This window comes from Undibacterium sp. (genome assembly GCF_030683615.1).
Lineage (GTDB): Bacteria > Pseudomonadota > Gammaproteobacteria > Burkholderiales > Burkholderiaceae_D > Undibacterium > Undibacterium umbellatum.
Map to the genome: position 1 here is coordinate 83341 of NZ_JAUXQE010000010.1, position 22120 is coordinate 105460.

The window sequence follows — 22120 nt, forward strand, 5'->3', positions numbered from 1 at the left end:
CATGATATGTAGACGACTCAGGCTAAACGACCACGCGCATTACGCAGCAGGATCAGGAAGAAAGGGCTGCCCAGCAAGGCAGTGAAGATACCCACTGGTACTTCCGCCGGAATGGCGATGCAGCGAGCCACAGTGTCAGCCACCAGCAATAGCAAGCCACCCATGAGCATGGAGCGTGGTATCACCTGTCGTTGATCTGGCCCACCCATGGTGCGTACCAGATGCGGCGCGACCAGGCTGATGAAGCTGATCATGCCGCACCAGGCTACCGCAAACCCGGTCAGCACGGCGACCAGCACAATGACCTGGCTGCGCAGGCGGCGTACATCAATGCCGACATGGGCAGCCGCCGCCTCGCCCAGAGCCAGGGCATTCATGGCGCTGATCATGCGCCTGACCCACCACCAGGCTGGCAATAGCAAGGTGAGTAGCAAGCCAGCAGCCAGCCAACTGGCACCGGCCAGAGAACCCAGTGTCCAGAAACTGAGGTTGCGCAATTGCTCGTCTGTTGCCAGATATGTGCACAGACCCAGCACGGCAGCGGCCAGCGCATTGAGGGCAATGCCTGTCAGCAGCAGGCCGACGATGGAGCCGGGTGAAATCCAGCGGGCCACACGATCGAGCGCAAAGCACACCAGCAGCGCCCCGCTGAATGCGGTAACAGGCAAGATCCACATGCGCCAGGACATGGGAATGGGCAAGGGCAGACCAGACAAGACGACGATACTTAAACCCGCTGCCGCAGCCGCACCGGCAGTGACTCCCAGCAAATTCGGATCTGCCAGCGGGTTGCGGAACAGCCCTTGCGTCAATGCACCTGACATGCCCAGTGCAGCACCCACCAGCACGGCAAACAGAGCGCGTGGCAGGCGGATATCCCACAAGACATAGCTGCTGCCAGTCATTGGCTCATCACTGAAATTGAACAAGGTCAACCAGTCTTGCAATTTGACAGGCACGGCACCGAATTGCACACTCAGCAGCAAAGCGGCGATCAGTGAGATAGCCAGCAACAGCAGCAGGCCAGGTCTGCTCCCTTGCACACGCTTCGCGTGCAAACTTTGTGGCAATTCACCAGCCATGGTCGCTGATACTTTCATGCCTGCATGGCCCGTGTGATGGCACTGTCAAGCTGGCTGATTGCAATTGGCAAACGTGGCCCAAAGCCCAGCATGAGCATGGCTTCTTGCGACAGCACACGGCGCTTGCGGCCAGCTGGTGTTTGTTCCACACCTGGCAGTTTCAGCACAGAGTCTATGCCGCCCGAGGCTTTCAGGCCCTGATCAGTCACGACGATGATGTCAGGCTGGGCAGCGATCATGGCTTCGGGTGTCAAAGGCTTGTAACCACTGAAACCATTGCCACCATTGGCCGCAGTCAGGGCATTGCTTGCGCCCGCATATTCAAGCACGGCATGGGCTGCGGTCTCACGGCCAGCCACCATGATCTGGTTAGGCGCATGGGCGAGGATGAACACGGCTTTTGGCACCTTGCTCTTGCGCTGCTCTATCGGAGTGCGAACCTTGGCCCACTCCTTCTGCAGGCCTTGCATCAGGGTGGCGGCCTGCGCTTGTGTACCGGTCAGTTCACCGATTTGCCTGATGCGGTCAAGCACGCCTTCAAACTTGTGATGCGCAGGCAAGACTGCCAGCGGAATACCGGAGGAGGACAACTGACGTATAACGGCAGGCGGGCCTGCATCTTCGCTGGCGATGATCTGGGTAGGGGCCAGGGCAAGTACACCTTCTGCCGACAGCGCCCGGGCATAGCCGACATTCGGCAGTTTTTGCACGCTCTCAGGGAAGTTGGAGGTGGTGTCGACGGCGACCAGGTCATTGTTCGCGTTGAGGGCAAAGATGATCTCCGTGATCGCTCCACCCACGCTGATGATGCGTTGCTTGCCTTTGCCAGTTGCGGCAGTGGCCCACGGTGCCAGCATGCTGGCACCAGCAATCCCGGCCAGTTGCTTCAATGCCAGTCTGCGTTGTTGATTACTGGGATTCAGGCTGCGCATGTCTGGCTTTCAGATAAGAGATTGTCGATCAGTGCACGCCATTCACACAGTTCTGGCTTACCGGGTTTGCGTTCACCAAAGAACATGGCAATGGTTTCGCCATCGGCATCAAACAATTCCAGCGAAGTGACCAGGCCATCTGTGGTTGGTTTTTTGACGATCCATGCGCTGGCAATATGGTCTTCACGCAGATGCAGGTTGAAGCGTGGGTCGAGCACATTCACCCATGGCCCCATTTTGGCAATCTTGCTGACCGGGCCGGAATGGATTTGTATCATGCCGACATTGCCGGTGAACACCATGACGGGCACTGCTTCGGCAGCGGCAGCCTGCAACAGGTCCTGGCAACTGCTGACGTCTACTTGCTGCACAAACTGGGCATCTGCCAGGCGCAGTGCCTGGGTGCGTGTTACGGCATATTTTTTCATGAGACCGAAAAAGTCATGGGTGTCGCGCAGCGATGCCCAGGCCTGACGGAAGCCTGCAACGTCGATGTCCTTGTCAGCCAGTTCCAGCATTTTTTCTGCGGTGTCTTTTGTTGGTATGCCAGTTTGCTGTTCAACAGCAGCAAAGCGCGCCACCAGGGCTTCATAAGCTTCCACATTGCTTTGTGGCTTGATGAAAATCTTGTGGATGGCCGTGCCGGTGGCATCATAGAATTGCAGGCTTTTTTGTTCGCTGCGTTCTTCACCACTTTCTGTTTGCTCGGTCACGGCAAAGCCAAATGCCCATTGCTGATAGAAAATCCGTAAATCGATTTCACCTGCCAGCACCAGGCCGACATGGTTGTTGTGGCTGATTTTGTTGTAGCTGCCAGTTTTTTCATGGACGCAAGAGGCATTGCGTGTCAGTGCCATGACTTCGCCCAGGCTTTCTACTGCGGCCATGATGTCTGGCCACTCTGTACGAAGGCAGGTGGCGCGCAACAGGCAGTTGCTTTCTATGGCTGCCGTTCCTGCATGGGCGGCGATCAGCTCGCCTTCACTGATCTCCAGTGCGATGGCGATGTCACGATGTCTGGCTTTTTTCTCGCGGCGCATGCTGGCGAATTGTTCACGTACATGAGCGTTTTGCTGCGGGGTCAAATGTTGGGCTGGCATGACGGTTCCTCTATTAAAAATTCGTAAGAATTCGTTAAAAATCATAACGGACAGATACCTGGGCATTCCGGCCAGGGGCGGTGTAAGCATCTTTGACGTTGGTGTTGCTGGCCAGGCCGCGTACATCAGACCAGGCCCAGTATTTGGTATCAAATACATTGTTGAGGTTGGCGTTGACTGTCAGCCTGGGCATGGGTTTCCAGTACACACCAAGGTCTACGACGTGATAAGAGCCTGGTGCAAACTGTGGTGTGGCTGCTGGCGCTATCCTGTCCAGTTGTTTGCCTTGATGATGCTGGAACTGCACACGCGCGCCCCAGGCCGCGCTGTCATAACGAACGCCCGCCAGCAATTTCATCGGGTTGATGGTGTCTAGCGGCGTCTTTACGCCAGCAACTTCGCTGTCGCCCTTGGTGTAGGAGACACCTGCAGTGGCTTGCCAGTTGCTGTCGATTTGCAATTCTGCACGGGCTTCTGCACCACGGATCTGTGCCTTAGCCAGATTGATGTACTGGAATACCAGTGGGTCAACAGGCGTGCCGGTGCCACGTACTACTTGCTGGCTGATAAAGTCTTTGTAGCTATTGTCAAATGCGGCGAATGAATAGCGCAAACCCTGGACCTTGCCACGGAAGCCAATCTCGAAGCTGTCTGCACGTTCTGCTTTTAGTTGCGAATTGCCTATGCTGGTGTAGCCGGATGCCAGATTGGTGAAACCATTGTTGACCTGATCAGGAGTAGGTGCGCGAAAGCCCTTGGCGAATTGTGCATAAGGTGCAAACGCAGCGTCGAGTTGCCATACCAGGCCCAGGCGTGGTGTGACTGCACTGTCAGACAAGGTACTAACCGCGCCACCAGTGTAGCCTGCGCTGGAAGGTGCGAGCTTGTAGTGATCAAAACGCAGGCTGGGGATAATGCTCAGTTTGCCAGCTTCGATTTCATCCTGGATGAATGCGCCAGTGACTGTGTACGTCGTATCAGGGAAAGGCTTGGCCGGGAAGCTTTCACCAAATGGCGCTACCGTGCCATTGCGCAGGCCAGCTACTTCTGTACGGTTCCAGTCAAAGCCATAGCTGAGTTTTTGTTCTACAGCACCAGAGAAATTGCTTTCCATGATGTTGGACAAACCAATGATCCTAGTGTTGTAATGATTGTCGCGGGTACGGTCAGCGGCGGTGTTCCTGTCTTCTGCCGAGTATTGGCTGACCTTGGCATCTTGCCAGTAAAGACGTGTCTCAGCATTGTGCAACCAGCTGGAGTTCAGGTTCTTATAGCGATGCGCCAGGCTGAGCTTGTTGCGTTCTACCTTGTCGCGGGCGTCCAGGTCCAGTGTGCTGGTGGATGCCAGTGGCGGGACGGCGCGTGCTGAGTAGACGTCAGTATCCTGTGTGCGTTTTTGCGCTTCGACACTGGCTTCAAATTGCTGATTGCCGTCGATTTTGAAGATGGCTTTACCCAGCAGGTATTGGGCGTTGAAATCAACAGGGTTAGGTTTGGTGCGGTTGACGTTTTTTGCATCATTGTCAGCACGGTTTTCTGTCTCATGTCCACGGCGGTCACTGAGCAGCAGCAAGCCTTGCCAACTGCCATTGTCACCAGCGATGGCAGCAGTATTGCGCCATGAGCGGTCTACACTAGCGTAGCCAGAGCGAACGAAGCCGCCAAAAGTTTGGCCTTTTTTGAGCAAGTCTGACGGGTCCAGCGTGCGGAAGCTGACTGCACCCGCCAGACCATCGCTACCAAACTGCGTAGACGTAGGCCCACGCAAAATTTCTACCGCCTTGATGCCATCAAGTTCAAGGAAATCACCACGGCCTGTCGCAAATGCGCCAAACGAAAAACTACCCGGTACACGCGTACCATCAACCAGCATCAAGACCTGATTGCCCTCCAGACCACGGACATTGATGCCTTCATTACCAGGGCGGCCAACCGAACTGCCAGCCGCTGTAAAGCGGGTAGGGGCAGCGCGCACACTGATGTCCAGTTCATTGCGGAACAGGTCCTTGATATCGCGCCCACCTTCTTGCTCTATCCTGGCAGCAGGGATAACGGTAACAGTGTTAGGCACACTATCGACAGTCCGGGCAGTGCGGGTAGAGGTGACACTAATATCTTTAAGGGTAGTTGCTTCTGTTGGCGGGACCGGGCCGGGAGTCTGTGCAAAAGTGATTGCCGGAGCCATGCCCCATGCCATACCCAGCGCCAGGGCGATTTGCGTCTTGCTTAGCATCGTGTTTCCTAATTTAAAAAATTGGACACTGGCTAGCGGCGACTGGCTGGTGTGTATCGTGTACAACTCCCTGGCCAGCACAAATGTTGCACCGTGCTTAAGGCTGGGAGCATCGCAAAAAGGGGAGTTTTTGCGATCAATGTATTGTAACTGAATTTATTATAAATGAGAATCATTCTCACCTGCAAGCGAAAAAGGCTTTTTCTTTGCAAGTCCTTTTTCGGGATTTTCTTCCTTCACTTGCACCTGCCCATGTGCTTTTTAAAAAGGGGTGGCAAAGCGATATAGAATTCTGATCGTATTCAGGCAAATGAGTCCCTGTTTACCACGCGTGACTGTCTGAACGTACACTAATTCTTTGGCTCACTTGACAAAATTGATCATGACAGCAAAGCTCTTGTTTGATGGTTTCTATGCTTCTGGCCCTCGAGAGTGGGAAGAATGGCATGCTGGCGTGCGCATGCATGGCGTTCGCTTTCACTACATACGCTACTATGCCATTGGCAATTGGATCAGCTGCTACCGAGATCATGCTTTTGATTTCTGGACTTTCACAGAAAATGTGACTGACAATCTCTGGGACCTTGCTAAGCATGGTCGTGCGCCAGAAGTTGGGGACTGTGACCCAAGTTGCTTTGCCGGGACATTCACGATAGACAAAGACGTCTTGATTGAATCATTTTCTCCAGATATGTTTGGCGGCCGCACTCAAAGTTGGAAGCGAACGATTGCGGAAACAGAGTTGATCAGCATCAACCAAGGGGACGTACCGTTCATGCTCCAGTTCTCCCCGCGACCAGGAAATGCGATGCCCTTTTCAACGGTAGTGCAATCAAAAAACTGAGCTTCACTAACTTCGCCTTGAACGCCAGCATCGTCGCACCGTTGGCAACAGTGCACGGTGGCAGTGGTGTGATCGATAGTAATGTTGTCGTCAACTGCTGAAACAGCGATGTCTAGATCGCCAATAGCTGCTGCTTCCATGCTGAGGGGATGCCAGCGAAACAAACACAGGTCAGTAGAAACACAACAGCGATGGCGATGGCGATGGACGCAGCTAATCGTTATGCGATGATGGTGAGTCCGGCGACACCAGCCACGACGACGAACAGCAAAACCACAAGCTTGACGGCGATGCCTATGCAGGCAACGTCGGGAAGTAGTGCGATTGTGATTTCGGTGAGCACTTCATCATCAACATCAGGTAGCAACGGTAGTGCAGCTGCGAAGAGCGCTAGTACAACCACAGCAGCAGTGAAAGATGGCGATCTGGCGATGGCGGCTTTACTGGATAGTTTGGGGCATTCTCTGGGAAGTGCTTTGCAGGCGCAGATGGATAAGGCTTTGAAGGGAACTGCTGCAACATAAGGTACAATAAAAAAATAGACTGAAGCGGCTTATTTTAATGAGCCGCTTCGATAAGCATTTTCTCTTTAATTTACTGATATGAGTTATCTGATAGAAATTTACGCTGCTGCATTATCGGACGACAACCAGCAGGCACTGGCGCAAGCTGAGCAAATCAAACATGTCTACTCTGAAGAGCAAGGTAAGATAGATCCAAACTTGCGGAAGTTATATGCACAATTGGTTAAGGTTTATCCCTGCCAATCCAGTTACTCAGAATATGACGAAGGGAGAGAAGATTGCCCTTGGTCAGATAGCCCACTGATAAATAATTTTGGTGCACAGATGGCAATGCTGGATATGGATAGCCAACATGAAGAAGTGTTGGCTCATATCCTTGTCTGTGCGGGCAAGTTGCAGCTCAGCGTGATTGATCCGCAGGAAGGCGTGCTATATCACCCGAATAGCGAACTGACTGTGAAGTTCATTCAGCATCAAAAGCAGCTTGCCGCACAGAGTCAGCCCTGGAATGAAAAGACCGTAAAAAATGCTATTCTTTCTTACATGGAACCCATGCTGGAGAAACATGGATTTGTGTTTAAAAAAAGCAAGTCAAAATTTGAAAGAATTATCTCGGGGGGATATCAAGGCATAACGTTTGTCACTTACAATTATTCACCGAAGTATTGCTTTTCTTTCGTTGTTGGTGTTCGTCTTGATGAACTGGAAGCGTTAAGTGAAAAAATTTATGCAATAGATGCTGTACACGGTACTTTGCAAGCAAATATGGATGACTTCACGAAAACAAAAATAAAGCCAGCAGTAAGGAATTTCGATGAGTTAACCATGGCGCTGCATGACCTTGGCATTTTAGTTGAAGAGAAGGTACTGCCATTTCTGGAGCAATGTAAGTACATTGATGGCGTAGATAAAGAATTGAATCCTGTGAACTTGCCTGGTCGTGACACGGCTCCCAATGTAGAATCTCGAGCATTGATGGTTGCTTGGTTGGCCAATAATCCTGACTTTCCTAAATTGGTTAACTATTACCGCGACTCGGTGAAAGCATATTACCAAGAGTATCGAGATAATCTAGAACAAACCATCAGTTATCTTTTGCAGCATAAGAATGAGAAAAAAAACAAGGTATCCCAGGAATGAACTCTTTGAAAAGAGAACTGATGCATGAATTTGGTTTATTTTGGAAAATGCAGAGCCTGTAAAAAATAATTGTGTTAGTTCTCCCGGAACTATTGGTGAGCATTGATACGCTGGCCAAATTCTATATCAAAGCGATTCAGTGCCTGTCGTGCCCTGTTCAGTTAAACCAAATCACTCCGTCCGATTTGCAAATTTTGCAAAATCTGATGGAGGTTTTGGTGAGATTGAACACAAAACCGACTAAATTTTAATCAGTGCGAACAACTGAATTTGTTTCGCTGATTAAAATTTTTGCAAATTACTTGATCGTGGCGAGCTTCATCCTGAACAGCTAATTTGTCCACTTAAAATACACATTTTGGTCCAGCTAATATTTACTAACGCCGCAAACACTATCCCTGCAATGAACAATCCCACGCCTCAAACTGATGCACAGATTTAGGCGGTGTGGTGTATGGGTTAATCCCTCTCCAGACTTCAGCAGGCGTGTATCCATGCAAATGCTGATGCGGCCTGATCAGGTTATACCAGGTCGTAAAATCCCTCAGCAAACAGTCCAGCATCAAGCCATTGACCGGGGTAGTCAAATTCAATTTCTCTTTCAACGTTAAAAAGAAACGCTCAATCCTGCCGTTCTGCCAAGGCTTGCCCGGCGCACTGAATTCCTGAAGTATTCGTAAAGCAGGTCTGAAATTGCGACAAATCTGTCAGGTCTCCGATTTCTTTCTCTTCACTAGATAAACCTTATGCAAGTTCGTGCATTTGAGTCGCAACGGCGGCAGAGCCTTTACCTTGTTCCAAAACGCGAGTGGCTCCTACAGATAAGTTCAAGGCGAGCATGATGGTCTGGAAGGCAATGCCGCCTTCCTGCGCCAAGGCTGATGCGAAAAGGGCATTGTTGTTGGCATGTTCGGCACCAGCGGTGTTTTGTTTGACAGTGTCGGCCAGTTCTCTCATTGGGGAGATGTCTATTCCTGGGCGTTGGCCTGTAGCGCGGTGTGCTTAGATAAATCAGCATTGCCATTGGCAATCACTTTTCTGTATGACGGTGTTGGCATAGGTAGCGCCACGGCCAGGGAGCGCAGTAACGGCCTCTTGCTCTATGTCATGAAACGGTCATCGGCGATCGATACTCTTTCATCAGGATTGCTGGCACGTTTACCGATTCAAGGATGTTAGAGCGATGCTCTAATGTCGTGTTTACATCATTCTGGAAATCGGTGTCTGTCAATGTCGTTTGCTGGGAAGATTTTTCAAATACCAAGACTGATGTCGGAAGTGCATCTGTCCAGTGAGCTTCGACGATCGCTGTGAAAGGAATACAACAGTGGCCTGATGAAAGTCGAGTTGTCTCACTCAATTCTGCTCTGGACAATGTTACTCTAGGCTTAGAAATGGATAGTGAATTTGCTTGGTAAAACGAAAAATCGAGGAATGCTTCATTCTGGTTCATTGGTTTTAGCTTAAGAATCTCATGTGCGTCTGTTTTGAATCGGCAATACGAGGGTATAGATTGTTTCTCCTATTGCTGCCCTTCTTGGAGGAAGTGTGATGATCTTCAAATTCCATAAGCGGGTTGCTGTCCTTGCTCTTTTACTCTCATTGGCGAGCGTTTCAGCAAAGGCGGAGTTAGCGATTATCGTTCATCCGCAAAATCCAGCCACAAAGATGTTTCTCTCTCAGGTCGCACAATTCTATCTGGGCGGCTCTACACTTTTTTCTCCGGTAGAGTTGCCGGAAAACTCACCAGCACGCGCCGATTTCTATAAAAAGGTATTGGAAAAAGAACCTGCACAAGTTCAGGCTATTTGGTCCAAGCTGCTTTTTACAGGAAAGGCGAAAGCGCCCAAGGAATTCAAGACAGGTGCTGAGGTCAAGAAGTATGTGAGTGAAAATCAAAATGCCATAGGTTACATAGACAAATCTGCCGTCGATGACAGCGTTAAAGTGGTCGCCCTTGTTCCTTGAACATGAAGCGCTGATAAGCCATTTAGGAGATATGCGATGAAAAAAATATTGCTGGCGTTGATGTTGTTACCCGCTTTGGCCAATGCCATTGATCTGGATGAAAGTGGTTCGCTAAAGCTGACCGGATTTTATAGCCTGACAGGTGCCAAGGTCTTGAGTGGTTCGTCGCAAGGGAGTTCTGCCCCCTGGACTTACCAGCAATGGAAGTGCCCTTGTACCGTGCAGGCATGGGAATATACTGGGGTCTATGAAAAAGAAAAGGGCTGGCAGTTTGATCAGGAGTCATTAGTTGGCATACAGATCAAAAAAGAATTCAGCCCAACTCTTTCTGCGACGGCGCAATTTGTTTCGCGCGCACTCAATCCTAACGAAGGTTCAAAGCCAACGGTAGACTGGGCTTACATCACCTGGCAGCCATCAGTTGACTCGGATTTCACTTTCCAGGCGGGGCGTTTCCGTATTCCCTTGTATTACTACAGTGATTATCTTTACATAGGTTACGCTTATCCCTGGGTACGTCCTGCGCCAGACGTGTATGGCTGGCCAATTTATGCTTATAACGGTGCCAACGTCAGCTACCGCAGGCAGTTGGGTGACTCCAACTGGGCGATGACGGCAGCGGCATGGACAGGTAGCTTCACTCAAAAAAATAATGCTTATTACACGAAAATTTACTATACCACGCCTACCGATGATTCATGGAAAAAGATTTTGGGTGGATCAATATCGGTGAACAACGGCATCTTTGATTTTCGTGCAATGATGATGCGTCATAATGAAACAGCATCTCAAAGTGATCCTACTCTGGGCACAACTTATATCGTCAAGGACCAGCCGACGAAAATCATGGGCATTTCTGCAAATATGGACTACAAGAATTGGCTGATCAAATCTGAGATCGACAGGTTTGAACAAGTGGAGCCTTCACTTGGGATCAATAATGTCTATAAGTATGCTTTGATTGGTGTTGGCTACAACTATGGTTCACTCACACCGATGTACACTTATTCGCAATACACAACGGTGAATGAGCCGATTGAATCCAGGAAAACGCATGTATTGTCTTTGCGCTGGGATTTTATGAAAAATACTTCACTCAAGGTGCAGTACGACATTTCCAAAGACAAGTCTCGTTATCCGTATAAATTTTTTGGTGATTCCAAGCTATTGTCGGTTTCTGTTCAAGGGACATTTTGACAGGGCATAGAAAATTTTCAGTAGCGAAATGGACTGCCAACGGCAGTCCATTTGGTATTAGTGTCCAGCGTCTGGTTCGTCAGGTCTTGAGTGGTCCATCATGGGAATCAAGCTTGCTATTGACCATATGCACCGCTTACAGGATGGGCAATTGACTCCTGGGCCGAAAATTATTAAAGTCTGAAGGCGGCTGAAATTGTATCAAGCGCATATTCGACCGGCACTTAATATTGTGCAAATTCAATGAGAGTCAAAGCCCTTTCTTTTTTAAATTCACTGCTTGGCTACTTCACTGTCACTGCCGTCTTGTCCTTTTCCTTGTTGATTCTTGCAGTGCTGTATGACGGCAGTCGTACTCTGGAAACTGCGGTCATACAAAATGTTAAAGCCAACGTGACTCAGACTTCGAAGCTGTTGAACATGACGGTGTCAACTTATCTGGGACAAGGTGACCTGAAGACAGTAAGCATTTTTTTTACTGAGATGCTTGATGAGCAAGTTGATAATGGCGTGACTTATGTTGTTATCGGTGGCAATGATAAGCGTATCCTGCTGAGCACCTTTACATCTCCCCGCGAGATTCCAGCTCCTGACACACTCGATCAACTTGAAACCTCGGCCCTAAAACGCACTGAAATTCATATTCGCAATCCACTTTTGCTGCCCGGACGTGAAGAGGGGTATTTGCAGTATGGCTTATCGACCAGGAGTCTTGTCGATGCGGTAGTCAAGGAGCAGCGTAACTCGCTAGTGAGAAGCTGCACAGTTCTACTTGTTGTTTTCGCGATTATGTTTTTTCTGGGTATGAGAATTTCCCGGCGTCTCAAGGAAATCACCCTGGCGAGTCAGGCAATTGTCTCAGGTGATTATCTTCATTCTATTCAGGTATCTGGTAGCGATGAACTGGCAATCCTGAGCCAGCACTTCAATATCATGGCAAACGAAATCAATAGGAAAATTTCTGAGATAACAGAGTTGAACCAACAACTTGAAGATCGTGTGGCGCGACGAACCAGTGAGCTGGCACACGCCTATAAATTACAAGAAGAGCACCTGCAGCATCTTCAGGACACAAAAGACCAACTTGTTTATTCGGAGAAGTTGGCTGGCCTGGGATCGCTTGTAGCAGGAGTAGCGCATGAGCTCAATACACCTCTAGGTAATGCGCTGACTATTACGACTACACTGTCTGATAAAATCAAGGAAGCGCATCAAGCTTATGAAAATGGCAGGCTGAAAAGAACCGATTTAGATCGTCTCTTTTCGACAATTAGCGAGGCTGATGTCTTGCTGGTCAATAATATCTCACGTGCTGCGGAGCTCATCAGCAGCTTTAAAACTATCGCAGTTGATCAGACCAGTGAGATGCGCAGGAGCTTTAACTTGAGAAAAATTCTTCTTGAGCTCGAATTGACACTGCGATTGCAGTTAAAGCAAAAGAAAATCAGCCTGGAAATTGATGTCGAGCCAGACATTAACATGGACAGTTTTCCTGGACCACTGACGCAAATCATTGTCAACTTGTTTAACAATGCACTGATCCACGCTTTCGATGGACGCGAGCAAGGCATGATCAGACTGGTTGCCAGCACAGATAATGACAACGATGGCAAGCTGATTATTTCTTTTCAAGATAACGGCTGCGGAATATCGAAAGAGAATATCTTAAAAATATTCGACCCTTTCTTTACCACCAAACTGGGACAGGGGGGATCAGGATTAGGTCTGCATATCTCTTATAATATTGTTCATGGTGTACTTGGCGGTAGCATATCGGTGCAATCTGTCATTGGTAAGGGTACAGAATTTCTGATTAAACTTCCCTTGATCGCACCGTCGCGAAGCTGACATAGTCATTTGTTGTCTATCGGCAGAACAAAGAAGAATTCACTGCCTTTACCGATGGTGCTGATAAAACCAATTTGTCCGCCATGATGTTCTATGATGGCTTTGGAAATACTCAGACCCAGGCCAGTACCGCCTTTTCTTTGGAGCTCAGAAGTAATAGCCTGGGCGAACTTCTGGAAGATGCGATCGCGGAATTCATCCGCTATACCTATGCCCTGGTCGATGATGGCGACGCGCAATTGCCCTGGCTGCGAGGTCAGCAGCACATCAACGCTGGCACCGTGGGGTGAGAATTTGGCTGCATTGGAGAGCAGGTTGATGAGGACCTGGGTGATGCGGTCGGTGTCTATTCTGACGATGTCGGCATCTTCGCCTTGAATTGCTGTTTGCAGCCTGAGACTGACCTTATGCTGTTCTGCGTAGGCGGCAGTAGCGGCGATGGCCTGTTCCAATACGGGAATCAAATGTACCTGGGCGAAATTGAATTCCATCTTGCCTGATTCTATTTTTTCTACGTCGAGGATGTCGTTGATCATCCTGACAAGGCGCTGGCAATTTTTGGTGGCGATGTCGAGGATTTTTTCGGCACTGTCAGGCATCTTTCCTAGCGCACCGCCCATCAGCAAACCCAGTGCGCCGCGTATGGAGGTCAGTGGGGTGCGTAATTCATGGGAAACGGTGGAAATGAATTCGTTTTTCATGACTTCGACTTTTTTGCGCTCGGTGATGTCGTAGGCGATGTTGAGGAAGCCGGATATATCACCTTTGCTGTCCTTCAGTGCAGTCACTGAGAGCATGACGGGCAGGTGGCTGCCATCCTTACGTTTATATGTCCATTCACTCTCATCGGCCAAGCCCCGCAATGCACGCAAAGCAAAGACTCCGAAGCCCGCACTTACCTGTATATCAAATTCCTGGCTGAGTTTTGCGGCCCGGTGCGTCAGCTCAGCCATGTCATGCAGACAGGCTGGTGTTTGCACGCCTATCATTTCTGTTGCAGAGTAACCCAGCATGAGTTCTGCGCCCTTGCTCCAGACTTGTATGAGGCCAGTGGTGTCGGTGGCGATGATGGAGAAGTTGGCGCTGTCAAGTATGGCGTTTTGCAAGGCGGTGGTGGCTGCCAGTTGAGCATTGAGGGCAAGGATGGCTTCTTCGGATTTCTTGCGCTGGCTGATATCTGTGCCGACAGTGCAGATACCGTAAATTTCGCCCGATTCATTGCGCAAGGGCGTGAGCATGAGGATGTGGGTGGTGTCGATCCCTTCGATTGTTAGGGAGATTTCTGTGCGGCGTATGGTCCCGGTCTGGATGACTTCAGCAGACATGCGCATGTATTGCTCTGCCTTGTCTCTGGAAAAGACATAAAAGACGCTTGTGCCGATCAGGCTGGCGATATTGGCGGGCTTGAAGAGCTTGTCGTATTCTTTGTTGGCGTAGAGGTAGTAGCCATTCTTGTCGCGTAAGCAGACAGCCGATGCGGTGCTGTCCATGACCGCTTGCAGCAACATGAGGTTTTCATACTGGACAATTTCATCCCGCTTGCGCTGTGTGATGTCGGTGCCGACACCGCAAGCCCCAAAGACTTCACCATTGGCATTGATGAGGGGGGAACGCACGACGAGGTAAGTATGCATGCCATCTTTTTGCTGCACCATGGCTTCGGTGCGCAAGGCGGTCTTGGTGGCGATGACGGTTTGTTCTGCACTGCGGTACTTCCTCGCTAGATCTGGGGGGAAAACATCTTCTATGGTTTTGCCTATCAGTTGTTCACGCTTCATCTGGAAGACGGTTTCGTATTCCTTGTTGATGTAAAGGTAGCGGCCATCAAGATCGCGTACATGGATGTAGGATTCTGTGCCTTCCATGACGGTTTGCAGTAGCAGGCCGCTGCGTATCAATTCTTCTTTGCTGGCTTGCAGTTCCAGCGTACGCTGTCTGACTTTGTGTTCGATATGAAAGGCATTGCCGCTGACGACCAGTAAATACACGCTGATGAGGCTGGTAAAGAATAAGCCGCCTATCAGGGTGGCCCAGGCAGACAATGAACGATGCAGTTGCCAATAGACAGGCGAGGGGCGGGCGGTGAATTCAAACTGGTGGTCGCCGAGCAGGATGCTACTGTGGAATCGGGTTGTTGTGGGATACTGGCCCAGGGTGTTGTAGATTTCGCTCTTGTCAGCGGGGCTATTGAGGTCACGCAAGCGGAACAGGACCTGGGCGCGTGTTTCTTCAGAAAAAACCTGCCTGACTAGTTCATCTATGTGCAATACGCTGAGGACGACGCCACGAAAAGCAGCGCGCCTTTGTTCTATTGTTGACACTGGACTGTTACGTGCATAGACGGGCACAATAATCAGACTGCCAGTGCCACTTTTTGATCTGTCCGTCCTGATAACGTTGAGTGGTGAAGTGGCAATCAACTGACCGGTGTCACGCGCTTTTTCTATGGCAGCTTTTCTGCCAGCTTCAGAGTAGAGGTCAAATCCCATTGCGGCCTGGTTGACTGCATATGGTTCGACATATTCTATGGGCAGATAAAACGGGCGTTCTGTTGCAGGCCGGAAATTAATGTTGTCCAGGCTCTCTTTGATGCCGGATGCAATGTGAGTTTCTTTTTTGACTTTGGCTTCATGGGCGGGTCTGTCGCCATGCATCACCACGGGCGCCCAATCGACAGCGATGATGGTGCTTTCTCTTTGCAGTACCTTGCTGACGAAGCTGCCGAAATCTTCCCGCGAGACATGTTCGGAGCTGGTAAAAAACCGTTCCATATTCCACAGGAATTCGCTTTGGAAATCGAATCTATGCTGTATGGCTTGCACCATTCGGCTGGCTTCGGTTTCGAACTCTTTTGTTTGCCTTTCTACTTCAGATTCGCGCACGTAGAGGAAGATGGAAACAACGACGGATAAGGTCAATAGCAAAGGTACGCCTACATTAAGGCGACGGGATTTCCAGATAGTACGAGGTTGTCCTATCAGTATCATGACCAATGGTGCGACGATCAGGACACCAAGGATGTCACCTATCCACCAAGTAAGCCAGTTGCCAAACATGTCAGTCACTGGCAGTAACCCCAGGGTGAACAGGGAAAAAATTCCAATACTTGCATTGATCAGGCAACCAACCGGACCGGCCAGTAGGAGGAAGAGGGCAACATGGCGCTCAGTATCCAGTGCAGCCGGGTAGCCAACAAGGCTTTTGATAAGATAGGTGCTGACCACGGCTTGCAACAGGGCACCGGTGGCAACCAGCAGGGCAAGAGCGATTGTAGCTACCGTGAGTTGCCCTTGGCTTTCCCAGCCTATCCACAGATTGAACAGGCATGAACCCAGGGCCACACCCGGCAAGAGGCGATAACCTCCGGTCAGTACGGCGATGACGGCAATGCCTGCCGGAGGGAATACGGCAATGGCATAGCCGGGAGGAATTGCCAGCAACAAGGCGATACGTCCAAACAGGATATAGACGAAAGCAAGTTGCAGATTCCTCACGACCAGAGCGTCGGCATTGTTCAAGGATGATGCGGGCAAGATACCTGGCTCCCCATAGTGAACACTTTTAGAACCTGTTTGCGATCTTAGAACCAGTTCACGATCTTACTGCGCGTGCGCAACCGGAGTCTACGCGGGGATCATTTGCTGCTCAAAATGCTCATGCACTCGAGTACACTCCGCTTTTTGTGCTGCGTTCTTGTTCCCCAGGCCCCGCTGACGCCCGCTCGCTACAGATCGTGAACAGGTTCTTAGTCAAAAATTTGCTTTGGATAATTATATGACTGAAAGCAAGCCCTTGTGTCTATATTGATCTTGTGGAATTTGCACGCCTATTTCTTTGCTAATACACAGGCTTGCAGGCGTAGCTGTCTGCCGCTATCTACGCTGTTTTTTCTTGTGATTCTCATACGAAACACTGTGTTAAGAAAAATTTGTACTGATTAAATAATCAGTGTATAGTGTTGTTCAGGGCGAGTCGCGCCTTGTTGCCAAGCTGTAGTATCCCTCAGATAAAAACCACGGACCCTGCTTTGAAAAAAGTAGGGTTTTTGGTTTTTAAAGCCTTGTTTTTATTGATTATTTTTATTTATTAAAACTTTCGTTGGGTCGAATCTAGATGTTGTTTTCTTGCCTCGTTTAAGTGCTAAGCTGTAATAAGAAAAATTTGCACTGATTAAATAATCAGTATATAGTGTTGTTCAGGGCGAGCTGCGTCCTGTTGCCAAGTTGTAGTATCCCTCAGATAAAAACCACGAGCCCTGCTTTGTAAAAAGTGGGGTTTTTGGTTTTGACCTGCAGGATTTTTCTTAAACTTCTGCGCCGTATTCTCAGGGAATTTCCCTGCCAATGTTGGAGCTTAAGAAAAATTTGCACTGATTAAATAATCAGTATATAGTTCTACTCAGGGCGTTTTGCGTCCTAAAGAATTTGATTTGTTAGAGTTGATCTGGCCCCGCTACTGTAAAGCAGCGGGGCTTTTTGTTTTCTGCGCGTTGTTGGCGAGTTTTGTTGATGAGCGCAGAAATTCGACGGAATCGCGCCGCGCAACATGTTTGTGCTGGCGCTCAGGCTTTTACCTGTTTGTGATCGCAAGCGTATCACCCTCCACATAGTGCTGACCATACTGATCGCGAAGCAGCAGACAGGTAAATCTTTTAGGGCGTTGACGGGAGTCATGGGAATGTGCGCATGCGCTGCCCACGATACATCGATGATGTCTATGCTGATAAACCTGGAGCAGGACAAGCCGCAAGGCATCCTGGAAACAAATGAGTGAAAGCAAAATTGTGAAGGCCGCGGTCGCATCAGAGCCCGCGACTAAACCTGCTACCAAGACACGTGGACGACCAAAGAAAGCAGTAAGCCTATCAACACCGACTGTCAGGGATGCGATTGCCAAAGCCGGTGAAGAACTCGGCGGTGCTTTGCGTCTGGCGCAATGGGCACGGGAAGACCCAACCAATGAAAAAGCATTCTGGACAGTTTTATATTTGAAGATATTGCCTCTGCAAGTCAATGGTGCAGGAGAAAACGGTGAACATCTGATTAGTGATATCGCCATCAAACTGGTCAAGCCAAATGCAGATTGAATGTGAGTTCCCTGAAAAACTGGAATTCCTGTTCCAGCCAGCACGTTACAAGGTGGCGCGTGGTGGACGAGGCAGTGGCAAGTCCTGGGGTTTCGCCCGCGCCTTGTTGTTGCTGGGTGTGCAGAATGTGGAGCGGATTTTATGTGCACGTGAATTGCAGAAATCCATCAAGCAATCGGTACACCAGCTTTTGCGTGACCAGATTGCGGCTCTTGGGCTAAGTCACTTTTACCAGGTGTATGAGTCAGAAATTCGCGGCATGAATGGCACGCGTTTTTATTTCAGCGGTTTGTCTGACCAGACAGCTGACAGTATCAAATCCTTTGAAGGCTGCACCAAGGTCTGGATAGAAGAAGGCCAGAGTGTATCGGACAGGTCCTGGAGTATTTTGATACCGACGATACGGACTGCGGGATCAGAAATATGGGTGACTTACAACCCTGAACTGGAAACTGATCCTACCCATCAGCGCTTTGTCGCAAGGCCACCGCATGATTGTGTCTCGATCTTGATGAACTGGCGGGATAACCCCTGGTTCCCTGAAGTGCTGGAAAGGGAAAGGCAAACCTGCATGCAACGTGAACCTGAAGCTTATAAAAATATCTGGGATGGTGAATGCAAACCCGCTGTCAGTGGAGCGATTTATTACCACGAAGTGGCTGGCGCACTGGGCAGGATTTGTCATGTGCCGTATGACCCGATGCTGAAAGTGCATGTGGTGGTTGACCTGGGTTGGAATGATGCGATGGCGATCAGCCTGGTGCAAAGACAAAGTTCGGAATTGCGGGTGATTGAATACCTGGAAGACAGCCATCAAACCCTGGATTATTACTCAGCTTTATTGAAGCAAAAGAATATGAACTGGGGAAAACTATTTTTACCTCACGATGGCCGCAACAAGGATTTTAAAACCGGCAAGAGCGCAGAAGAAATCATGACAGCCCTGGGCTGGGACGTGGCAATCACACCCAGCATGAGTGTGGAAGATGGCATACGTCTGACGCGCATGACATTTGGGCGCTTGTGGTTTGATGCGGATAAAACTGCGCGCTTGATTGAATGCGTAAAGCGTTATCGCCGTGTGATCAATCAAAGCACCAATGAAGCTGGCGCACCCTTGCATGACGAGTTCAGCCATGGTGCGGATAACCTGCGCTATATCTGCATCAATGTAGAGGCGATGTCGAATGAAGAATGGGGCGGCAAACTGACTTACCCTAAATTTACTTATGCATAGAGGATGGAATGGCTAAAGCTTTATCTCAAGACGAATTGAAAGCACTGGTGCAGACAGAAATGCGCCAGAGCCTGGGTTATTCATCTTCGCGCTTGTCGCAAGCCAGGCAAAAGGCGGAGTATTATTATCTGGGCCTGGCGGTTGGTGACTTGTCACCACCAGAAGTGGATGGCCGTTCATCGGTGGTTTCTACCGATGTGCGTGACACCATAGAGTCAATGCTGCCGCAATTGATGGTGACGTTTTGTGGTGGCGATTCCATCGTGGAGTTTGAACCGCAAAACCCGGATGATGAAGCCAGAGCCAAGGCCGCGACGGAGTATATCAATTACCTGTTCTTTAAAAAGAACAATGGTCACAAGATCGCCTATGTGTGGATGAAGGATGCATTGCTGCAAAAAAATGGCATCGTCAAGGTGTGGTGGGATACCCGCTTTGAAGAAGCAAAAGAAGAATACAAAGGCTTGAGCCAGATTGAGTTGGCGCAAATTCTGGATGACCCGGAAGTTGAAGTCATTGCCCAGCAGGCTTATCCAGATGAGGATGATGCCAAACAGCGTCAGCAGGCGATAGAGCAAATCAACCAGCAACTTCAGCAGGCGATGCAGGCACCGCAAGCGAATGTTCAGCATCCCGGCCAGCCACCTGGCCAGCCGAACATGCCGCCAGCAAATCAGCAAGTTAATTCAGCTGTACAGCAACTGCAAGCGCAGCTTCAGCAAATCCAGTCACAGCCACCTGAAATATTTTATGACATTACTTGCAAGCGCGTGAAGACTGGCGGCAAGATACAGATAGACAATGTGCCACCTGAAGAATTTTTGATAGCGCGCAATGCCAAGGATATACAGACGGCCAAATTTGTCGGGCACAGGGTGCAGCGCACAGTGTCTGAGCTAAAATCCATGGGCTATAAGAACTTGGACAATATCAGTGGCGAAGATCAGGGGCAAGCCTTGAATCTGGAACGCATACAGCGATTGAGCTGGAATGATGAAAATGCCTATTTGTCTGACGAAGTCACGAATACCGATGACAGCCAGCGCAAGATCTGGATTACGGAAGCTTATGTGCGTTGTGATTTTGATGGTGATGGTATCAGTGAATTGCGCAAGGTGACGGTGGCCGGTAATGAGTTGCTCGACAATGAAGAGGTGGATTTCATTCCTTTCGTGGATATCACGCCAGTACCATTGCCGCATACCTTCTTTGGTTTGTCGATTGCCGACCTGGCGATGGAAAGCCAGAAGACCAAGACCAGTATCCTGCGCAGCCAGCTCGATAATCTTTATCTCAACGTCAATGGCCGCTATTACGCCGTAGAAGGCCAGGTTAATCTGGATGATTTGCTGACTTCACGCCCTGGTGGCGTGGTGCGTATCAAACAGCCTGGCGCGGTAGGCAGGCTTGATCAGGCGCAAGGAAATACGGGTGAAGCAATGGGTTTGCTGGACTACATACAGCAAGACCTGGAAAACAAGACGGGTTGGACGCGCTATAGCCAGGGCAATGATTCTGACGGATTGAACCAGACTGCGCAGGGGATGAATATCATTACCAACAAGGCAGACATGCGCCTGGATTTGATCTCACGCAATTTTGCTGAAGGCTTTACTGAGTTGTTCAAACTGGTATTGAAATTGATATGCCAGCATCAGGATAAGAAGGCACAGGTCAGATTATCAAATGGCTGGGTGGATATTGATCCGCGTGAATGGCGCAACCAGTTCGATGTGAGTATCAACGTCGGCATAGGCCTGGGTAATAAAGACCAGAAAGTGAATCATCTGATGGCTTTGCTGGCGCAGCAGGAAAAGGTTTTTCCTTTGGGGATAGCGAATCCGCAAGGGATTTATCAATCCAGCTCTGAACTCGCGCGCTTGTTGGGATTTAAGAATGGCGACAAGTTTTTTATCGATCCGGCTAAAAACCCGCCAGCGCCACCACCGTCTGATCCTGCCCAAATGCAGATGCAGGCTGAGCAACAAAAGACGCAAATGCAAATGCAGGCGAGTAAAGAAAAACACATGATGGAGATGCAAATGCGCGAACGCGAATTGCAGCAGGAAGCCATGTTGCGTGAACGTGAACTGCAACTGGAAGCGCAAAAACAGCAGGCACAGTCGCAGAACGACATGCAGGAACGTCAGCATAAAGCACAACTGGATGCTCAACTAGCTCAACAACGCATGGAGTTTGAGCGTTGGAAAGCGCAGTTGGAGGCAGAAACCAGGATGATGGTCGCCCGTATTACAGCGGAGGCAAAGATGCAACCGCAACCACAACTGGATACTTGCTTCGTGGATGGAATGACTACCGAAATGACAAATGGACTGACAGGAGTGAATGATGAGCACATTTGAACAACGCGTACACGCAGCCAGCCGCGCCAGGGAAGTGCTGGAGAATGAAGCCTATCAGCAGGCCTTTGCTGATATAGAAAATGAGGTCACAGAAAAATGGAAAAACTCACCAGCACGCGACGTCGAGGGGCGGGAAAAACTCTGGATGTATCTGGCCATGTTGAAGAAACTCAAAAGCCAGCTCGACACGACACTGGAAACCGGCAAGCTGGCGCAACTGGAAGTGGAACACAAGCAAGGCCTGATGCATCGTTTGAAGAGCTGGTAAAGGTAGTTCAAGACTTCAAGGGCTGGAAGGATTCAGTGGCCATGGCTTTTCATCCGCAGCCCACCGTGGCGATGATACAGACAGCCAAGGGCTGGGTCAGGGTTGCATGTGGCGAGGCTGCTTATCAGCTCAATAGTGGTGAACTTATTAAAGTCTAGTGGTGGTCCGGCACGCTGGATGGCCGCGATAGCGGTTTTTCTGCTGGATAAATCTTAAGGCTATGCTGAACAAGTATCCGAATAACGACATTACCTTTGATAAGTCATTGATTCACAAAGAGGTAAAATTTACGAGCAGG

Annotated in this window: 20 protein-coding genes; 12 read left to right on the top strand and 8 right to left on the bottom strand. The window is 49.6% G+C overall.

All coding sequences use genetic code 11. The features are described from left to right. Nucleotides 1-17: 17 nt before the first annotated feature. From Q8K39_RS06035 to Q8K39_RS06050, 4 genes are read right to left on the bottom strand one after another with little or no spacing between them, the layout of a single operon-like run. Nucleotides 18-1100 carry an iron ABC transporter permease gene (locus Q8K39_RS06035; RefSeq protein ID WP_305258722.1) on the bottom strand — a complete coding sequence of 361 codons (1083 nt, stop codon included), beginning with the start codon at nt 1098-1100 and terminating at the stop codon, nt 18-20. Then, complete coding sequence (locus tag Q8K39_RS06040) at nt 1097-2014, bottom strand: hemin ABC transporter substrate-binding protein (RefSeq protein ID WP_305258723.1); 918 nt, start codon at nt 2012-2014, stop codon at nt 1097-1099. Before Q8K39_RS06040 ends, Q8K39_RS06035 begins: the two co-directional genes overlap by 4 nt. After that, the gene (locus Q8K39_RS06045) at nt 2002-3114 is read right to left on the bottom strand and encodes a hemin-degrading factor (RefSeq protein ID WP_305258724.1); all 1113 of its coding nucleotides are present in this window, start codon (nt 3112-3114) and stop codon (nt 2002-2004) included. The genes Q8K39_RS06040 and Q8K39_RS06045 overlap by 13 nt, the downstream gene beginning before the upstream one ends. 34 nt (nt 3115-3148) lie before the next feature. After that, nucleotides 3149-5347, bottom strand: a complete 2199-nt coding sequence (locus Q8K39_RS06050; protein WP_305258725.1) for a TonB-dependent hemoglobin/transferrin/lactoferrin family receptor — start codon at nt 5345-5347, stop codon at nt 3149-3151. A 382-nt stretch (nt 5348-5729) separates the two neighbouring features. Between Q8K39_RS06050 and Q8K39_RS06055 the strand changes: the two genes are divergently transcribed. From Q8K39_RS06055 to Q8K39_RS06065, 4 genes are all read left to right on the top strand, one after another. Next, on the top strand, nt 5730-6191 hold the full coding sequence (locus tag Q8K39_RS06055) for a hypothetical protein (RefSeq protein WP_305258726.1): 462 nt from the start codon (nt 5730-5732) through the stop codon (nt 6189-6191). A 17-nt stretch (nt 6192-6208) separates the two neighbouring features. Continuing rightward, nucleotides 6209-6292, top strand: coding sequence for a hypothetical protein (locus tag Q8K39_RS24935; RefSeq protein ID WP_370868572.1), 84 nt, complete (start codon nt 6209-6211; stop codon nt 6290-6292). A gap of 48 nt (nt 6293-6340) precedes the next feature. Beyond that, nucleotides 6341-6715, top strand: a complete 375-nt coding sequence (locus Q8K39_RS06060) for a hypothetical protein (protein ID WP_305258727.1) — start codon at nt 6341-6343, stop codon at nt 6713-6715. Between the two features lie 78 nt (nt 6716-6793). After that, the gene (locus Q8K39_RS06065) at nt 6794-7855 is read left to right on the top strand and encodes a hypothetical protein (protein WP_305258728.1); all 1062 of its coding nucleotides are present in this window, start codon (nt 6794-6796) and stop codon (nt 7853-7855) included. A 392-nt stretch (nt 7856-8247) separates the two neighbouring features. On the opposite strand, the gene Q8K39_RS06070 is transcribed toward Q8K39_RS06065, so the two are convergent. The 3 genes from Q8K39_RS06070 to Q8K39_RS06080 all read right to left on the bottom strand — a co-directional run bounded on the left by Q8K39_RS06070 (nt 8248) and on the right by Q8K39_RS06080 (nt 9308). Continuing rightward, nucleotides 8248-8559 (bottom strand): integrase core domain-containing protein, encoded by a 312-nt coding sequence (locus Q8K39_RS06070; protein ID WP_370868573.1) that lies wholly within the window; start codon nt 8557-8559, stop codon nt 8248-8250. A gap of 40 nt (nt 8560-8599) precedes the next feature. Further along, a complete protein-coding gene (locus Q8K39_RS06075; protein ID WP_305258729.1) occupies nt 8600-8812 on the bottom strand; it encodes a hypothetical protein in 213 nt (70 codons plus the stop codon). A 148-nt stretch (nt 8813-8960) separates the two neighbouring features. Beyond that, nucleotides 8961-9308: a hypothetical protein gene (locus tag Q8K39_RS06080; protein ID WP_305258730.1), complete on the bottom strand. Its 348-nt coding sequence runs from the start codon at nt 9306-9308 to the stop codon at nt 8961-8963. A 98-nt stretch (nt 9309-9406) separates the two neighbouring features. Between Q8K39_RS06080 and Q8K39_RS06085 the strand changes: the two genes are divergently transcribed. The 3 genes from Q8K39_RS06085 (at nt 9407) to Q8K39_RS06095 (ending at nt 12868) form a co-directional block, all read left to right on the top strand. Then, nucleotides 9407-9823, top strand: a complete 417-nt coding sequence (locus tag Q8K39_RS06085; RefSeq protein WP_305258915.1) for a hypothetical protein — start codon at nt 9407-9409, stop codon at nt 9821-9823. A 36-nt stretch (nt 9824-9859) separates the two neighbouring features. Further along, a complete protein-coding gene (locus Q8K39_RS06090; protein ID WP_305258731.1) occupies nt 9860-11020 on the top strand; it encodes a porin in 1161 nt (386 codons plus the stop codon). Nucleotides 11021-11263: 243 nt separating this feature from the next. Next, nucleotides 11264-12868 carry a sensor histidine kinase gene (locus Q8K39_RS06095; RefSeq protein WP_305258732.1) on the top strand — a complete coding sequence of 535 codons (1605 nt, stop codon included), beginning with the start codon at nt 11264-11266 and terminating at the stop codon, nt 12866-12868. Nucleotides 12869-12873: 5 nt separating this feature from the next. Here Q8K39_RS06095 and Q8K39_RS06100 read toward each other — a convergent pair whose 3' ends face one another. Further along, on the bottom strand, nt 12874-16401 hold the full coding sequence (locus Q8K39_RS06100; protein ID WP_305258733.1) for a CHASE domain-containing protein: 3528 nt from the start codon (nt 16399-16401) through the stop codon (nt 12874-12876). Nucleotides 16402-17413: 1012 nt separating this feature from the next. Here Q8K39_RS06100 and Q8K39_RS06105 point away from each other — a divergent pair. From Q8K39_RS06105 to Q8K39_RS06125, 5 genes are read left to right on the top strand one after another with little or no spacing between them, the layout of a single operon-like run. Continuing rightward, a complete protein-coding gene (locus Q8K39_RS06105) occupies nt 17414-17641 on the top strand; it encodes a hypothetical protein (protein WP_305258734.1) in 228 nt (75 codons plus the stop codon). Continuing rightward, nucleotides 17634-17954 (top strand): hypothetical protein, encoded by a 321-nt coding sequence (locus Q8K39_RS06110; RefSeq protein ID WP_305258735.1) that lies wholly within the window; start codon nt 17634-17636, stop codon nt 17952-17954. The genes Q8K39_RS06105 and Q8K39_RS06110 overlap by 8 nt, the downstream gene beginning before the upstream one ends. Next, nucleotides 17944-19191, top strand: a complete 1248-nt coding sequence (locus Q8K39_RS06115) for a PBSX family phage terminase large subunit (RefSeq protein WP_305258736.1) — start codon at nt 17944-17946, stop codon at nt 19189-19191. The genes Q8K39_RS06110 and Q8K39_RS06115 overlap by 11 nt, the downstream gene beginning before the upstream one ends. Nucleotides 19192-19199: 8 nt before the next feature. After that, nucleotides 19200-21554 (top strand): hypothetical protein, encoded by a 2355-nt coding sequence (locus Q8K39_RS06120; protein WP_305258737.1) that lies wholly within the window; start codon nt 19200-19202, stop codon nt 21552-21554. Then, nucleotides 21538-21822, top strand: coding sequence for a hypothetical protein (locus Q8K39_RS06125; protein WP_305258738.1), 285 nt, complete (start codon nt 21538-21540; stop codon nt 21820-21822). Before Q8K39_RS06120 ends, Q8K39_RS06125 begins: the two co-directional genes overlap by 17 nt. Nucleotides 21823-22120 lie beyond the last annotated feature (298 nt).

Bases quoted from the DNA above. Each gene is read 5' to 3' on its own strand.
- Q8K39_RS06065 (WP_305258728.1), top strand. From the start codon at position 6,794: ATGAGTTATCTGATAGAAATTTACGCTGCTGCATTATCGGACGACAAC.
- Q8K39_RS06035 (WP_305258722.1), bottom strand. From the start codon at position 1,100: ATGAAAGTATCAGCGACCATGGCTGGTGAATTGCCACAAAGTTTGCAC.
- Q8K39_RS06105 (WP_305258734.1), top strand. From the start codon at position 17,414: ATGTTTGTGCTGGCGCTCAGGCTTTTACCTGTTTGTGATCGCAAGCGT.
- Q8K39_RS06055 (WP_305258726.1), top strand. From the start codon at position 5,730: ATGACAGCAAAGCTCTTGTTTGATGGTTTCTATGCTTCTGGCCCTCGA.
- Q8K39_RS06075 (WP_305258729.1), bottom strand. From the start codon at position 8,812: ATGAGAGAACTGGCCGACACTGTCAAACAAAACACCGCTGGTGCCGAA.
- Q8K39_RS06080 (WP_305258730.1), bottom strand. From the start codon at position 9,308: ATGAACCAGAATGAAGCATTCCTCGATTTTTCGTTTTACCAAGCAAAT.
- Q8K39_RS06050 (WP_305258725.1), bottom strand. From the start codon at position 5,347: ATGCTAAGCAAGACGCAAATCGCCCTGGCGCTGGGTATGGCATGGGGC.
- Q8K39_RS06060 (WP_305258727.1), top strand. From the start codon at position 6,341: ATGCCAGCGAAACAAACACAGGTCAGTAGAAACACAACAGCGATGGCG.
- Q8K39_RS06040 (WP_305258723.1), bottom strand. From the start codon at position 2,014: ATGCGCAGCCTGAATCCCAGTAATCAACAACGCAGACTGGCATTGAAG.
- Q8K39_RS06110 (WP_305258735.1), top strand. From the start codon at position 17,634: ATGAGTGAAAGCAAAATTGTGAAGGCCGCGGTCGCATCAGAGCCCGCG.
- Q8K39_RS06120 (WP_305258737.1), top strand. From the start codon at position 19,200: ATGGCTAAAGCTTTATCTCAAGACGAATTGAAAGCACTGGTGCAGACA.
- Q8K39_RS06125 (WP_305258738.1), top strand. From the start codon at position 21,538: ATGATGAGCACATTTGAACAACGCGTACACGCAGCCAGCCGCGCCAGG.
- Q8K39_RS06115 (WP_305258736.1), top strand. From the start codon at position 17,944: ATGCAGATTGAATGTGAGTTCCCTGAAAAACTGGAATTCCTGTTCCAG.
- Q8K39_RS06090 (WP_305258731.1), top strand. From the start codon at position 9,860: ATGAAAAAAATATTGCTGGCGTTGATGTTGTTACCCGCTTTGGCCAAT.
- Q8K39_RS06085 (WP_305258915.1), top strand. From the start codon at position 9,407: ATGATCTTCAAATTCCATAAGCGGGTTGCTGTCCTTGCTCTTTTACTC.
- Q8K39_RS06045 (WP_305258724.1), bottom strand. From the start codon at position 3,114: ATGCCAGCCCAACATTTGACCCCGCAGCAAAACGCTCATGTACGTGAA.
- Q8K39_RS06095 (WP_305258732.1), top strand. From the start codon at position 11,264: ATGAGAGTCAAAGCCCTTTCTTTTTTAAATTCACTGCTTGGCTACTTC.